Origin of the sequence: Pseudomonas sp. WS 5532, from assembly GCF_012985445.1 — a bacterium.
In the GTDB taxonomy this organism is placed as follows: Bacteria; Pseudomonadota; Gammaproteobacteria; order Pseudomonadales; family Pseudomonadaceae; genus Aquipseudomonas; species Aquipseudomonas edaphica.
Genome location: NZ_JAAQWK010000015.1, coordinates 120924 through 134239, shown reverse-complemented (window position 1 = coordinate 134239; position 13316 = coordinate 120924). Strand labels below are relative to the sequence as shown.

13 protein-coding genes are annotated in these 13316 nt (G+C 60.8%); 6 read left to right on the top strand and 7 right to left on the bottom strand.

Annotated elements, in window-relative coordinates:
• Nucleotides 1–148: 148 nt before the first annotated feature.
• The 4 genes from HBO23_RS23490 to HBO23_RS23475 all read right to left on the bottom strand — a co-directional run bounded on the left by HBO23_RS23490 (nucleotide 149) and on the right by HBO23_RS23475 (nucleotide 4858).
• Nucleotides 149–526 carry a hypothetical protein gene (locus HBO23_RS23490; protein WP_138454142.1) on the bottom strand — a complete coding sequence of 126 codons (378 nt, stop codon included), beginning with the start codon at nucleotides 524–526 and terminating at the stop codon, nucleotides 149–151.
• Nucleotides 527–847: 321 nt separating this feature from the next.
• Nucleotides 848–2143: an ATP-binding protein gene (locus HBO23_RS23485; protein WP_017139750.1), complete on the bottom strand. Its 1296-nt coding sequence runs from the start codon at nucleotides 2141–2143 to the stop codon at nucleotides 848–850.
• A complete protein-coding gene (locus HBO23_RS23480) occupies nucleotides 2136–2831 on the bottom strand; it encodes a response regulator transcription factor (RefSeq protein ID WP_017139751.1) in 696 nt (231 codons plus the stop codon). Before HBO23_RS23480 ends, HBO23_RS23485 begins: the two co-directional genes overlap by 8 nt.
• Nucleotides 2832–2908: 77 nt before the next feature.
• On the bottom strand, nucleotides 2909–4858 hold the full coding sequence (locus tag HBO23_RS23475) for an LTA synthase family protein (protein WP_170039923.1): 1950 nt from the start codon (nucleotides 4856–4858) through the stop codon (nucleotides 2909–2911).
• A 200-nt stretch (nucleotides 4859–5058) separates the two neighbouring features.
• On the opposite strand from HBO23_RS23475, the gene colR reads away from it, so the two are divergent.
• From colR to HBO23_RS23450, 5 genes are all read left to right on the top strand, one after another.
• Entirely contained in the window at nucleotides 5059–5742 is a 684-nt protein-coding gene (colR, locus tag HBO23_RS23470; protein WP_003175870.1) for a two-component system response regulator ColR, read from the top strand.
• The gene (locus HBO23_RS23465; RefSeq protein ID WP_017139753.1) at nucleotides 5732–7012 is read left to right on the top strand and encodes a HAMP domain-containing sensor histidine kinase; all 1281 of its coding nucleotides are present in this window, start codon (nucleotides 5732–5734) and stop codon (nucleotides 7010–7012) included. The genes colR and HBO23_RS23465 overlap by 11 nt, the downstream gene beginning before the upstream one ends.
• Nucleotides 7013–7201: 189 nt before the next feature.
• Nucleotides 7202–7882 carry a class I SAM-dependent methyltransferase gene (locus HBO23_RS23460; protein WP_017139754.1) on the top strand — a complete coding sequence of 227 codons (681 nt, stop codon included), beginning with the start codon at nucleotides 7202–7204 and terminating at the stop codon, nucleotides 7880–7882.
• A gap of 4 nt (nucleotides 7883–7886) precedes the next feature.
• The gene (locus HBO23_RS23455; RefSeq protein WP_017139755.1) at nucleotides 7887–8606 is read left to right on the top strand and encodes a lipopolysaccharide kinase InaA family protein; all 720 of its coding nucleotides are present in this window, start codon (nucleotides 7887–7889) and stop codon (nucleotides 8604–8606) included.
• The gene (locus HBO23_RS23450) at nucleotides 8603–8830 is read left to right on the top strand and encodes a hypothetical protein (RefSeq protein ID WP_017139756.1); all 228 of its coding nucleotides are present in this window, start codon (nucleotides 8603–8605) and stop codon (nucleotides 8828–8830) included. The genes HBO23_RS23455 and HBO23_RS23450 overlap by 4 nt, the downstream gene beginning before the upstream one ends.
• Nucleotides 8831–8886: 56 nt before the next feature.
• On the opposite strand, the gene HBO23_RS23445 is transcribed toward HBO23_RS23450, so the two are convergent.
• Genes HBO23_RS23445 through HBO23_RS23435 form a run of 3 tightly spaced genes read right to left on the bottom strand, consistent with a single transcriptional unit; the run spans nucleotide 8887 to nucleotide 12513 of the window.
• Nucleotides 8887–9987: a DUF1513 domain-containing protein gene (locus tag HBO23_RS23445; protein ID WP_026013899.1), complete on the bottom strand. Its 1101-nt coding sequence runs from the start codon at nucleotides 9985–9987 to the stop codon at nucleotides 8887–8889.
• Between the two features lie 2 nt (nucleotides 9988–9989).
• Nucleotides 9990–11054, bottom strand: a complete 1065-nt coding sequence (locus tag HBO23_RS23440) for an imelysin family protein (protein ID WP_017139758.1) — start codon at nucleotides 11052–11054, stop codon at nucleotides 9990–9992.
• 31 nt (nucleotides 11055–11085) lie between these two features.
• A complete protein-coding gene (locus HBO23_RS23435) occupies nucleotides 11086–12513 on the bottom strand; it encodes a di-heme oxidoredictase family protein (RefSeq protein WP_170039921.1) in 1428 nt (475 codons plus the stop codon).
• A gap of 139 nt (nucleotides 12514–12652) precedes the next feature.
• On the opposite strand from HBO23_RS23435, the gene HBO23_RS23430 reads away from it, so the two are divergent.
• Nucleotides 12653–13216, top strand: coding sequence for an NAD(P)H nitroreductase (locus HBO23_RS23430; protein ID WP_017139760.1), 564 nt, complete (start codon nucleotides 12653–12655; stop codon nucleotides 13214–13216).
• Nucleotides 13217–13316 lie beyond the last annotated feature (100 nt).

Sequence of the window (13316 nt, the reverse complement as noted above, 5' to 3'; positions counted from 1 at the left end):
GCGGGGCTTTTTTGTGCAGTATTCAAAATGCAGGAGCTCCCATGTGGGAGCTGGCTTGCCTGCGATGGCATCACCTCGGTGCACCAGACATACCGAGTCGCCTGCATCGCGGGCAAGCCCGGCTCCCACATGGCTGCCTGTGTTGATCTCAACCCAATGTACGACGTCGCAACAGCTTCCTGAAGGTCATGCCCCTTGCCAGGGTTACTTGGGCAGCCGGCATAAGTGCCACGGGTTGCGGTGCAGCAGCTTGGTTGAGTGGGCCAGGGACAGGCAGGTGCGTGAGTTTCTCAACGCCGGCGGCTCGGGGCCACCTCCGAGGTGGCGGGGTGAGGAGCGCATCCTGCGCCGTTGGCCGACGTGCCGTATTGGCGGTGTGATCGCCAGCGTGTTTGTCTTCCATCCGTGGTGATGGCTTGTCCGTAACCGCCAGGCGCGAGGCCGACGCATTACCGGGCACGAACACGCCAGCAACGATGCACAGCGACAGCATCAAGGTGGGCAAATGCTTCTTACGGGGATGCATGACAGGGCTCTCCAACCGGGATTCAGTTGGCGAGGTTACGGGCGATGGGATGGCTGCGCTGTCACAGGCTGTAACAGCGCTACAACCGGCGATACCCTTCAATAAGGACGAACACTGTCACTGTGGCGAGCAGGCTTGCCCTGCGTTGGGTGGCGAAGCCGCCCCAAATCAGGCGACTCGGTGAGCCAGTTATAACGGACTGGGGCTGCTGCGCAGCCCAACGCAGGGCAAGCCTGCTCGCCACGGGTTACTTTTCTCCAGTGCGATTTCTGACTCGACTTACTTGAACGCATCAGCCCAAAGACCTTGAAAGGCATGGCTCTAAAGAGGGCGCAACGGCAGTATCAGGCTCATGCGTGCGCCGCCCAGCGGGCTGCGGGTTACCGACAACTCACCGTGGTGCCACTGGGTTGCGCGCTTGGCCAGCGCCAGGCCGAGGCCGAAGCCACTGGGTTCGTCGCCGCCCATGGCAAGCCGCACAAAAGGCTCGAAAATCTTTTCACGGTTCTCCGCCAATATACCGGGGCCATCATCGTCGACATGCAGCACCAAGTGCTGCTCACCCTGGTAGGTGGCGCTCACGCACACTCGATCACGCGCATAGGTGATGGCGTTGCTCAAGAGGTTACGCACGATCAAGTGCAGCAGGGCACGGTCGCCGATCAGTTCAAGCTGTGCAGGCTCGGTTTCCAGGCTTAATTGACGGTGGTGCCCATCCAGTAAGGCGAACTCCTGGTGCAGCCAATCACGCAGGTTGATGGGTTCGTGCTGCAAATCGGTCGGCGCGCCGGCCATTCGCGCAAAGGCCAAGCTGGCGCGAACCAGGGCTTCGAGTTCTTCGACATCGGTTTGCAAGCGCTCCTGAAGGCGTGCGCGGGTCGGCGGGTCTTCGCTCTTGCTCAGCAACGTAAGGGCGAAACGCATGCGCGCCAGCGGTGTGCGCAGTTCGTGGGAGACGGCTTGAGAGACTTCGCGATGGCGTTCGCTCATGGCGCTGATGTCCCGCGCATGCTGTTGCAAAGTCAGCAGCAACGGCGTCCATTCCTTGCCCAGGGCGGGCAGCATCACGTTTGGCGTGCGTGCCAGCGTGCCCAGGCACGTGTTGAGTGTGGCCAGGTCTTTGTTATGCCGTCGGTACGCACGCAAACCGAGGCCGAGCAACAGCAAAACCGGCAAGCCGGCGACGCAGGCGGTCATCCAGAAAATCGGAAATTTCAGCAGGTCCTTGACCTCGGCACTGCCCCACATAGGGCCGAATCGGATCACGGTTTCGTCGTCCAGCGGGAAGTAGCTGATGTCTTCGTCGCTGTTCAGTGCCGGCTGCTGGTGTTCGAGCATGACCATGGCTTCGGGCGGCAATTCGACGTCGTCATACGGGATCAGCTCTACCGGGTACTGGAAGTGCGCGCGCAGGATGTCCATGCGCGCTTCACGTTTCTCGGCAGGCAAGCCTTTGAGCTGCTCGGCCACCAAATAGCCTGGGCCGGCCATCAAACGCAAAAAACTGTCCTCGCCGACAAACACCGAGGCGTTGGTGCACAGCCACAACAGATAAAGGGTCAAGCTCGTCCAGCCCGCGCCCGCCACGGCCACCATCCAGGGGCGCAGTTTAAACATGCTGGGCCGCCTGGGGGATTTCGACAAACAGGTAGCCTTGGGCCGTGATGGTCTGGATGGTCACCGGGCAGGCCAGGGTCATCAGCTTTTTGCGCAGGCGCGACACACGCATATCAATGGAGCGGTTAAGCCCGTCGTATTCCAGGCCGCGTAAGCTTTGCAGGAGTTTCTCGCGGGTCAGTAACACGCCGCTATGGCGGGCGAAAATCGCCAGCAGTTCGAACTCGGCCACCGAGAATTGCAATGGCGTACCGTCGAGCCAGGCGAAATGGCTATTAAGGTCCAACCGAAACGCACCCCACTGATAAGACGCATTGGGCGCCTGGCGGTGACGACGCAGCAACGAGCGCACCCTGGCCAGCAACAGCAGCGGGTCGACGGGTTTGACCACGTAGTCGTCGGCGCCCACGTCGAATCCGGTTAATTGCTCGGCGTTTTCATCCAGCGCGGTCATCATCAGGATCAGCCCGGGGTAGCTGTCGCGAATCTGGCGGCACAGGGTAAAACCGTCGATGCCCGGCAACATGACATCGAGGATCAACAGTGCCGGTTTTTCATCAAGAATGCGCTGTGCGGCGCGATCACCACGGTGCTCCACGGCGACGGTAAAACCCTCCGCGCGCAGGAACTCGGCCGTCAGCGCGGCCAATGGGCGGTCATCTTCAATCAGCAACAGGGAGTCGGACATGCAAAGGCGCCATCGCCGGAGGATGGCGCAAGTGTCACGCCCTTGCCCTGTGGTAGGCAAGGGCCAGAACGCAGCTGTCAGCGTACGCTGATTGTGGGGGGCACTTCCTTCGGCCCCTTCCAGCTCAGCAATTGTTGGGTGTAGCCATAGCTGGCCGCTTGGTAGTAGGTGATTGCGCGTTGGATCAACGGATCATCACTGCCTACACGCAGCTCCTGGCTTTCACCCAGGGCTTGATCGTGGCGACGCAGGCCCTGGCGTGGGCTTAGAATGGCCAGGTCCTTGCCGTCAAACAGCCCCAGATACTGGTAGTTGCCGACCACCACGCGCGGTGGCAACGGGTTGTCCTGCAACAGGTTGCGGCCGAAGAAGGTCGACTCGTAGCTCAGGTTGATCAGGCCCAGCAAGGTCGGCGCAAGGTCGATCTGGCTGGCCAGTTGTGCGCTTTCCCGGGCTTCGATCAGCTTGGGGGCATAGATGAACAGCGGGATCTGGTAGTTGGTGATCGGCAAGTCTTCCTTGCCTGCACTGCCGGCGGTGTGGTCGGCGACGAACACGAAAATCGTGTTATCGAACCAGGGTTTCTGGCGTGCCGCGTCGAGGAACTCGCCAATAGCGTGGTCGGTGTATTTGACGGCGCCGTCACGGCCTTTACCGGACTTGATATCAATGCGCCCGTCCGGGTAGGTGTAGGGACGGTGGTTGGACGTGGTCATCAGTTGCAGCAGGAAGGGCTGCTGCTTGGCGTAGTCGGCATCCGCGAGTTTCAGGGTTTGCCGGTAGAGATCTTCATCAGCCATGCCCCACGCGTTCTTAAACGAAATTTCCGCTTCAGGCACACTGCTCTGGTCGACGACCCGATAACCGTTGCCGCTGAAAAACGCGTTCATATTGTCGAAGTAACCGCGCCCGCCGTAGACGAACACGCTGTCGTAACCGACGGCACCGAGTTGTTGGCCAAGGCTTGCGAAACCGCTTTCACGGCCAATGCGCTTGACGATCGAGCGGCCGGGCGTGGGTGGAATCGCCAAGGTGATCGCTTCCAGCCCACGGTCAGTGCGGGTGCCGGTGGCATAGAAGTTATTGAAGTACAGGCTTTGTTTACGCAGCGCATCGAGGTTGGGCGTCAGGTTGTTCTCATCGCCATTGCTGCCCATGTATTTGGCGCTGAAGCTTTCGATGGTCACCAGCACGATGTTGGGTTTACGCAATGTGCCTGGGTTGTCGATAGTGCGGCGGATATCCAGCGGGTCTGTGCCGATAAAGTGCGCATTGGGTTCACTGAGTTCTGCGCGCAACTGTTTGGCGACAACATCGGTTGGCAGGCTTTTGTAGAACTGCGTGTAATCGAGTTCGTTATTGCGAAAGGCGGCAAAAAATTGGTAGGGGCCGTTGCTCGCCAATTCGTTCATGTAGGCATTGCCGCCTTGGGCACGCGGGCTGTTCTGGCTGATCAATTGCACACTCAGACCGGCAGCTACCAACAGGCACAGGGCATTCAGCAAGCGGCCGCGCATGGCTGGGAGCGGGGCGTTCATCGCCGCATTGAACGGCTTGCGCAGGGCAAGGCTCACGACTATCGCCAGCATCGCCAACAAACTGAGCAGCTTGCCGATCGGGTAGGACTCCAGCAGGTTGTTCAACACCTCCTTGGAATACACCAGGTAGTCGACGGCAATGAAGTTGAAGCGCACACCGAATTCATCCCAGAACAACCATTCAGCGACCGCAGTGAACAGCATGGCGAACACGCTGACGGTGAGCACCGCTTGCAGGAACCAGCGATGGCCGCGGCGGCGCCACAACGCGGGCGGGCACAGCAGCAGGTACAGGCCCAGCGGCAAGGCGGCATACACCAGGAAGCTCAGGTCATAGAGCAAACCCACGCCAAACACCGGCAGCAAATTGCCACCGACTTCATCCAGATGGGTGATCAGCAGCACGCTGCGGGTCAGCAGGAAAATCACCAGCCAGGTGGCGGTGACGAGCAGCAGAAAGCGCATAGGCGCTGTTTTGAAAAACCCCATGTCCATATTCCTTATATCGATGGGCGCGATGTTCGACCTGACACTGTAATCAGTTTGTGAAGCTATAGTGAAAAACTTGTTGGAATATGTAATTGGTTGAAAACCTTTATCGACGTGACCTCAAGGTCTATCCCTGAGCCACACTTGGCCTTAAGCTGCGCGAGCCAACAAGGCCGTTACCGCGTACGGAGACACTGCCCATGCGAATTCTATTGGTTGAAGACAACCGCGATATTCTGGCCAACCTGGCCGATTACCTGGGGCTAAAAGGCTACACCGTGGACTGCGCGCAGGACGGTTTGTCGGGCCTGCACCTGGCCGCCACCGAGCATTACGACCTGATCGTGCTCGACATCATGCTGCCCGGTATCGATGGCTACACGCTGTGCAAACGTCTGCGTGAAGACGCCCGCCGCGATACGCCGGTGATCATGCTCACCGCCCGCGACCAATTGGATGACCGGCTGCAGGGCTTCAAGTCCGGCGCCGATGACTACCTGCTCAAACCCTTTGCCTTGTCCGAGCTGGCCGCGCGCATCGAAGCCGTTTTGCGCCGTGCCCAGGGCGGCGGGCGCCGTGCCCTGCAAGTCGGTGACTTGAGCTACGACCTTGATACCCTGGAAGTCACCCGCGAAGGGCGCCTGCTCAAGCTCAACCCGGTGGGCCTGAAACTGCTCGCCGTGTTGATGCAAAAAAGCCCGCACGTACTGCGCCGCGAAATCCTCGAAGAAGCCCTGTGGGGCGATGATTGCCCGGACAGCGACAGCCTGCGCAGCCACGTTCACCAATTGCGTCAGGTGATCGATAAGCCGTTCGCCAAGCCGTTGCTGCAAACGGTACACGGTGTGGGTTATCGCCTGGCCGAGGGCCGTGATGGAGTTTAAGCAAAGCCTTGCCCAGCGGATCATCATCGCCTTTGCCTTGATGAGTGCGTTGGTGGCGGGGGCCTTCGCCATGGGCATCATTGCGACCGTGCACCTGGTGGAAGAAAAACTGATTTCGGCCGGCCTGGGCGGCGACCTGCAGCGCCTGTTGCTGATGGACAGTGTCGAGGACTGGAGCCACCGGCCCGAGCCCGACCAGCTGTTTTACTTCAGCGGCGGCCCTGGGGATTTCGAGCTGCCCAAAGACCTTCGGCACCTGGAGCCGGGCTTTCACGAAGTATTCCGCGAATCGCTGTCGTACCACGCCATGGTTGAAGTGGTGGATGGCCGACGGTATGTGTTGCTGCAAGACCAAAGCGATTTCGAAGAGCGCGAGCGCGTGCTGTTTGCCGTGGTGCTGGTGGGCTTTGTGCTCAGCCTCGCACTGGCGGTTTTCCTTGGTTGGGTGCTGGCCCGCAAGGTGATGGCGCCGGTGGTGCGTCTGGCCCGCCAGGTGCGCCATCGTGACCAATTGCTTGGCTTGGCGCCGCCGCTGGCTCCGGACTACGCCGCCGATGAAGTCGGCGAGTTGGCCGTGGCTTTCGACGCCACCCTGGGCCGCCTGCGCGCGGCCTTGTCCCGTGAGCAGCTGTTCACCAGCGATGTCAGCCACGAACTGCGCACGCCGTTGATGGTACTGGCCAGTTCCTGCGAGTTGCTGTTGGAAAACCCGGCTATTGACCCGCGTGGCCGCAACCAAGTGCTGCGAATCGCCCGTGCGTGCGAAGAAATGCGCGAGCTGGTGCAAACCTTCCTCATGCTGGCGCGTGCCAAACACGATGATGCCGCCATGTCGCCGCAGGTCAACGTCACGCAGGTGGCGGAGGACTTACTCGGCATCTGGCGAGGGCCTATCGAGCAAAAGGGCCTTGAGTTGATCTATAACCCGGGCAATCCCCTGGATACCCGCTACAACACCACCTTCTTGCACGCGGTGATGGGCAACTTGCTGCGCAACGCGTTGCACTACACCGAGCAGGGCTTTATCCGCCTCACGCTGGAACCGAGCGGCTTTATCGTCGAAGACTCTGGGGTGGGCATTCCCGAGGACAAGCGTGAAGCGATGTTCGAGCCCTTTGTGCGCGGCAGCGAGAAGCGCGGAGAAGGCCTCGGCCTGGGCTTGTCGCTGGTGCAACGCATCTGCGAGAGCCAGGGCTGGAGCGTCAGCCTGAGTACTATGGAGCCCAATGGCTGCCGTTTCCATGTCGAGTTGAGCCAGGTCAAACCCTGAGTACTTTCCCTGCCGCTATCCTGCGGCAGATACCCCGCTTTTCGGCGAAGATGGCCCCATGCCACTGCTTGTATCTGTAAAGTCTTGAAATGTATGGGGTTGGACAGGACAAGTTTTTCACAACGGGTTGACCTGTTGATCACAGTTTGCTGCTTAAGGTTGTAAGCATCAGCTACTGGAGATCCGTTGATGTCTACCCCAATCAAGCTCGATTTTTCCGAAAAGTACGACGATCAGCACGCGCAGAATTATTTGCTCAAGCATCAGGACAATCTGGCTCGCCGGCTGTCCCACAAACGCGACGAGCAATTGGCGCGCGGTGCGTTGGCCCTGGCGGGTGAGCCGGGCCTGGTGCTGGACCTGCCTTGCGGTGCCGGGCGGTTCTGGCCATTGTTGGCGGAGAAGCCCAACCGTGTGATTATCGGCGCTGACAATTCGGAGTCGATGTTGAAAGTTGCCACCGTCGCCCAGCCGGCGGAGGTGGTGAAGCGGGTACGGCCTTTGCAAACGTCTGCCTTTGATATCGATTTGCCCGATAACTCGGTCGACAGTATTTTTTGCATGCGCTTGATGCACCACATTGGTGATCCGGCGCACAGGCTGGCAATACTGAAAGAATTTCAGCGGGTTACCCGCGACAGCGTGATTATTTCGTTGTGGGTGGATGGCAATTTCAAGGCGTGGAAACGCAAGCGCGCCGAAGCCAAGCGTCGCAAGAAAGGTGAGCAGGAAGGTTACCAAAACCGGTTTGTGTTACCGGCTGCTACTGTCGAGGCAGAATTTGAGCAGGCCGGTTTCCGGGTCCAGGAATCCCTGGACTTCATGCCGCTCTACGCCATGTGGCGAGTCTATGTATTGCGTAAGAGGTAACAGGATGGCAGTTGAGTGCGTATCAGGCAGTCACGTAGCTCCCGAAGAACGATTTGATTTTTTCTGGCGTCAGCAGGGCGAGTGGGTCGAGGAACCCAACCGCCGACGCGGTGGTGAAAGCGGTGTGCAGCGGGTGGTCAGCCCAAATGGCCGCTTGCTCTACAGCAAGCGTCAGACCGGTCATATCTACCGCAGTTGGCTTCACCCGTTCGGACGCCCGACCGTGTTGCGCGAACGTGACGCCCTCAAAGGCCTGCGTTCGCTGGATGTACGCGTACCGGAACTGGTGTTCTGCGGCGCACGCCGTGACCCCGAGCACCAATGGAAAGCCTTGTTGGTCACGGCGTCCTTGGACGGTTTCGACGAGATCGAAAACTGGTACGCCGCCGGCGGCCGTGAGCAGTACGGCGAGTTGCTCCATGAGCGCATGCTCAAGGAATTGGCGGGCACCCTGGCGCGCATGCACAAGGGCCGCTGGCAACATGGTTGCCTGTACATCAAGCACATTTTTGTACGAGTGACCGGCGAAGGCGACTCGGCCAACGTGGAAGTGGCGCTGCTGGATTTTGAAAAGTGCCGCCAGCGTTTGACCGCTTATCGGGCCGCTTCCCATGACATGCTGCAACTGCGTCGCCATTCGTCGTGGAACAGTACCGACTGGGAAAAACTCAGCTACTTTTACGAGACGGCGTTTGGCAGCGCTATCAAGGGCTTAACTAGATGAAGCTAGAAATAGCACGAGGTGTGTTCCTGGTCGGCGCGTTGGGCATTGCAGCCCTGGCGCTGGCTGTGTGGGAACAACCTCGCACACAGGTGCTCAGTGCGGCGCAGGGTAGCGGGCAATGCCTGCTGCCACGTGTTGCCAAGACGAGTGTGGCGGCCAAGCCGGATCATGACTTGCTGTTGTTCATGTTCGGGATGTCCCAAGGGATGAGGCCGCAGAGTTGAAAGATTCCACCCCCCCCCGACAAAAGGGCCTTGCGATGCGAGGCCCTTTTTTTGTCTCAAATTATCAGGTGCAAGTGGTTGTCCCAAAGCCCCGAGGGCAGCTCCAGCGGCTTGGCCACCAACTGCGGCTGGCGGCAATCGTAGAAGCGACAACGGCCCTGGCCTGAGGTGACGACAAAGCCATCCGCCACAGCGCCTACACCGGCGCAGTCGGGCAACGGCCCGTCCAGGCGCAGCGCACCGCTGTCCATGTCCCAGATAAAAAACCTGTTACCCCGCGGCGCTGTGAGTGCGACCAGACGCAGTTCGCTGTGCACGGCGACGCTGGCGGTGTAATGCCCCATGGCTTGCAGTTGCTCATCGGCCACCGGGAACGCCACGAACGGCTGCCCTGGGCGCTTGATCGCGAGCAACTCGGAGCGCTCCTGGGACGGCCCCATGAACTGCTGCCCGGTGAGGATTGTGCCATCGCTGGCAATCCCCATATGCCGCACGCTGTTCATCTGTTGGTCCAGGGTTTCCTTGCTGATCAGGCTGCCGTCGCGGTGCATCAGCACCAGGCTCGGTTCCATGGCGTTGAGGTTCATCTCCACACGACTTTCGGCTTCGGTGCGAATGCCGCCGTTGGCCACCACCAGGGTTTCGCCGTCGGGCATCCATGACACTTGATGCGGGCCGATGCCATGGGTGGAGATTTCGCCACTGTGCACCAGCCGCTCGCCCTCGAACCTGTACACACCGAGCAGGCCACGGCCGGGGTCGGAGGTGTCGTTCTCGGTGGCGTACAGCCAGTCGCCGCTGTTGTGGATCACCGCGTGGCCATAGAAATGGCGATTGGCATTGGAGGTGATGGTTTGCAGCAGCGTGCCAGTACGCAGGTCGATCAGGTAACTCTCGGTGCCCGGGCGACGGGCGACGAACAGCGCAATCGGCAGTATCGGGTGGTTGATGATGTCATGGCAGCGCTGGCCGACCTGGGTGGCAAACACTTGCGTGCCGTCCAGGCGAAAACCCACGGCATAGTGCTTGCCGTCCGCATCATCGCGTGCCGACAGCAGCAGCGGTGCCTGCTTCTTTTGTTTGAACAGCGTCCAGCCACCCAAAGTGAGTGCACTGAGCAGCACACTGCCAACCGCCAAAGCCTGTCGCCTGAGCATCATCAGTCACCGTCGTTGGCGTTAAAGCCCAGTTGAATGCCCAGCGCCTTGGCCAAATCACCTTCGTGCAGGCGGTGGACCACGTTGAGGCTGTCATAGATGTCATTGAGCTGTTGGCGCCCGGCATCGTCGGCCAGCAATTCGTTGAGCGTGCGCTGGTTGCTGGCGAACAGCTTGAGCGAGGCTGCATAAGCGGCGTCGATCTTGTCGGCCAATGGCTTCTGCTCGGACGGCAGCAGGCCGCGCAGGCCCTTGTTGTCGACGCCGACCCACACGGTCTGCGCCGCCGCCAGGCTGGCTTGCAGGCTTTGCAGGGACGACTGGCTGCGCCAGGCATCGGCCTGGAAGGGTTGCGGGATGCCCTTGGTCTGGCGGCCCATCGGCGTGCCGAGTTTTTTCTTCAAGGTATCCAGTGCGGTGACTTGCACGCGCAGCAGGTCAGCGATGGCTTCGTGGGAATCGGCGTAGCGCTGGTTCGGGAACTTGGTCATCTGCGCGAGCATGCCATCGGTGCTGTTCCAGCTTGCCAGGATCTCTTCGGCCAGGGTTTTCTGACGCTCACCAATGGCCACCAGCAGTGGGCAGTAACGGGCTTTCTGGGCTTCGTCGGCGACGTCGGTCTTGGCGTCGTAGAGGATGTATTCGTAGGCCGACAGGCCTTGCACCACCACGCTGGACTTGGCCAGGGCCGCGCCGTCGATCTGCGGCTGGGCGCTGACCAGTTGTTCGACTTGTCGGCCCACAAGGTTTTTCTTGTCCGGCCAGAACTGCACTTGCCACGAACGGTTGCCCTCGGCCAGCGGGCCGATCAGCAGCGGCTGCAGCTCAGCCCAGGCTTTTTGCGCATGCAGGAAGTCGGCGCGGGCGGTCTCCAGGCTTTCCTTGCCCTGGCAGTAGGCGAGGGCGCTGACGGCCAGTTGGCGGTCGGCTTCAACCCAGCGGCTGTAGGTGGGCAGGATCACTTGCTTGGCGATGGCCGCCGAGGTCACCGCTTGCGGGTCCTGGGGCGAGCAGGCGCCGAGGGCGAGGGCGGCAAGGCTGGTGAATAGCAACTTGGGACGGAACATGTCGAGCTCCCTACTGTAATTGTGGCAATGCTTATAAAGAGTTCAGGAACGCCATCAACGCAGCACGCTGCTCGGCATTAAAGGACAACACATGCTGCTGCGCCGCTTGTGCTTCACCGCCATGCCAGAGCACGGCTTCGAGCAGGTTACGGGCGCGGCCATCATGCAAAAACTGGGTGTGACCACTTACGGCCTGCGTCAGGCCAATGCCCCACAACGGCGGCGTACGCCAGTCGCGGCCGCCGGCCTTGAACTCGCTGCGGTGGTCGGCCAGGCCTTCGCCCATGTCGTGCAACAGCAGGTCGCTGTAAGGGCGAATCACCTGGTTGGCCAATTCAGGTTCGGCGGCTGTGGCCGCCGTGGTGAACGTCGGCTTATGGCAACCCTGGCAACCGGCCTGGTAGAACAGGTTTTTGCCGGCGAGCACCTGCGGCGTGTTGACGCCGCGGCGTGCCGGCACGGCGAGGTTGCGGGTGTAGAACAGCACCAGGCGCAGGATGTTATCGCTGACTTCCGGCTCGCCCTCGGGGCCATTGCCATTGGGCGCCTGTTTGCAGGCGACTTGGGCGTCGGTGCAGTCATCAAAGGGTCTCAGGGACGTGGTGAGGCCCATATCACCAGAAAACGCGTGAACATTTTGTTGATTGAGGTTGGGTTGCCCGGCTTTCCAGCCAAAACGCCCGAGTACGGTTTGGTGCTGCGCGTCATCCCAGACCCAATTGGCGCGACCGACGAGGGCTTCCTTGTCGGCGGTTTTCGCGTCGGTGTTGCGCAAGATGTCGGCATCGCTGATGGCTTCGAGCAGGCCCAGGCCGATCATCGGTGGCGCAATCCGCGCCGAGAAAAGTGTTTCGGCGTGCATCGGGCCGTAGCCCAGCTGGGTGATTTGCAGATTTGGCTTGCGCAACTCGACCACGCTGCCGTCCTTGAAGGTCACGTTGACGGGCGTGTAGTCGACCCGCACTTTGCCTTCAGGCGCCACGCCTGGCACGGCCATGTCCTGCAGTTGCCCACCGTAGACCGGCTCGGGCACCACGCCGATCTGCTCGATGAGCCGGGCATCGGCGGGCGCAGGCGGGATCGACAGGCGCACCAGCATCGACACCGCATTCGGTGCGTCGGGCAGCGGCGGATGGCCACGGCCGTCCTTGATATGGCAGTTCTGGCAAGCATTGGTGTTGAACAACGGGCCCAGACCGTCACGCGCGGTGGTGGTGGACGGCGCAATCACCCAGGGGCTGCGAAAGAAGCTGTTGCCGACGCTGAAATCCAGGCGACGGGTGGGCGCCAGGTTGGCCGAAGGCAGGGAAAACGCGTTCTGGTCGCGCTTGTTCACCGTCGTCGCGCCGCCCGCTCGTGATTCACCCGGCTCTGCCTTGGTAAACCTGGGGGCGTCGTCGCAGGCGGTCAGGCTCAAGGCCATCAATGCTGCGCACAGACGAAGAGGCGAACGGACCATCGGGTTTCCTGCGACTAAGGCGAAAAAGAGGGTCGCAAAGTCTAACAGGGCAGGGCGGATTGAATAAGAGCAATTATCGTTTGGTGGTATTTGATTCATTCCCGCTAGAATGACCGCACATTTTTTCTGGAGGTGGCCAATGCAGGCTCTCGACGCTTTGCTCAACCGTGTTTCCGTGCCGCGTTTGCTGGAGCCGGCGCCGACCCAGGAGCAGCGCGATGTGCTGTTCGCCGCCGCCATGCGCGCGCCCGACCATGGTCAACTGCGCCCATGGCGCTTTCTCACCGTAGAAGGCGCCGCCCGTGAGCAGATGGGCACGCTGCTGGCCGAAGCCGCACGCCTGCAGGACGCCGACGCGCCGCAAGCCGCTATCGACAAGGCCCAGAACGGCCCGCTGCGTGCGCCGTTGGTGGTGGTGGTGATTGCGCGTCTGCAAGAGCACTTTAAAGTGCCTAAATCCGAGCAACTGCTGGCGGCTGCGTGTGCGGCACACGGTATTTTGCTGGCGGCTTATGCGCAGGGGATCGGGGCGGTGTGGCGCACCGGTGAGTTGTCGTACTCGGCCCATGTGGCTAAAGGCTTGGGGCTGACGGCGGATGAGGAAGTGATTGGCTTCCTCTATTTGGGCACGCCGCAGAACCCGCCGCGTACAGCGGCTAAAGAAGATTTAGCGGCGTTTGTTCAGGCCTGGACCGGCGTCTAATTGTGGGAGCTGGCTTGCCTGCGATAACGGCCTGTCAGTCATGGATGTACTGACTGACCCACCGCCATCGCAGGCAAGCCAGCTCCCACAGGGGATCTTC

What these genes read in the sequence shown, in the direction of transcription:
- HBO23_RS23490 (WP_138454142.1), bottom strand. Translation starts at nt 526, where the DNA reads ATGCATCCCCGTAAGAAGCATTTGCCCACCTTGATGCTGTCGCTGTGC.
- HBO23_RS23485 (WP_017139750.1), bottom strand. Translation starts at nt 2,143, where the DNA reads ATGTTTAAACTGCGCCCCTGGATGGTGGCCGTGGCGGGCGCGGGCTGG.
- HBO23_RS23480 (WP_017139751.1), bottom strand. Translation starts at nt 2,831, where the DNA reads ATGTCCGACTCCCTGTTGCTGATTGAAGATGACCGCCCATTGGCCGCG.
- HBO23_RS23475 (WP_170039923.1), bottom strand. Translation starts at nt 4,858, where the DNA reads ATGGGGTTTTTCAAAACAGCGCCTATGCGCTTTCTGCTGCTCGTCACC.
- colR (WP_003175870.1), top strand. Translation starts at nt 5,059, where the DNA reads ATGCGAATTCTATTGGTTGAAGACAACCGCGATATTCTGGCCAACCTG.
- HBO23_RS23465 (WP_017139753.1), top strand. Translation starts at nt 5,732, where the DNA reads ATGGAGTTTAAGCAAAGCCTTGCCCAGCGGATCATCATCGCCTTTGCC.
- HBO23_RS23460 (WP_017139754.1), top strand. Translation starts at nt 7,202, where the DNA reads ATGTCTACCCCAATCAAGCTCGATTTTTCCGAAAAGTACGACGATCAG.
- HBO23_RS23455 (WP_017139755.1), top strand. Translation starts at nt 7,887, where the DNA reads ATGGCAGTTGAGTGCGTATCAGGCAGTCACGTAGCTCCCGAAGAACGA.
- HBO23_RS23450 (WP_017139756.1), top strand. Translation starts at nt 8,603, where the DNA reads ATGAAGCTAGAAATAGCACGAGGTGTGTTCCTGGTCGGCGCGTTGGGC.
- HBO23_RS23445 (WP_026013899.1), bottom strand. Translation starts at nt 9,987, where the DNA reads ATGCTCAGGCGACAGGCTTTGGCGGTTGGCAGTGTGCTGCTCAGTGCA.
- HBO23_RS23440 (WP_017139758.1), bottom strand. Translation starts at nt 11,054, where the DNA reads ATGTTCCGTCCCAAGTTGCTATTCACCAGCCTTGCCGCCCTCGCCCTC.
- HBO23_RS23435 (WP_170039921.1), bottom strand. Translation starts at nt 12,513, where the DNA reads ATGGTCCGTTCGCCTCTTCGTCTGTGCGCAGCATTGATGGCCTTGAGC.
- HBO23_RS23430 (WP_017139760.1), top strand. Translation starts at nt 12,653, where the DNA reads ATGCAGGCTCTCGACGCTTTGCTCAACCGTGTTTCCGTGCCGCGTTTG.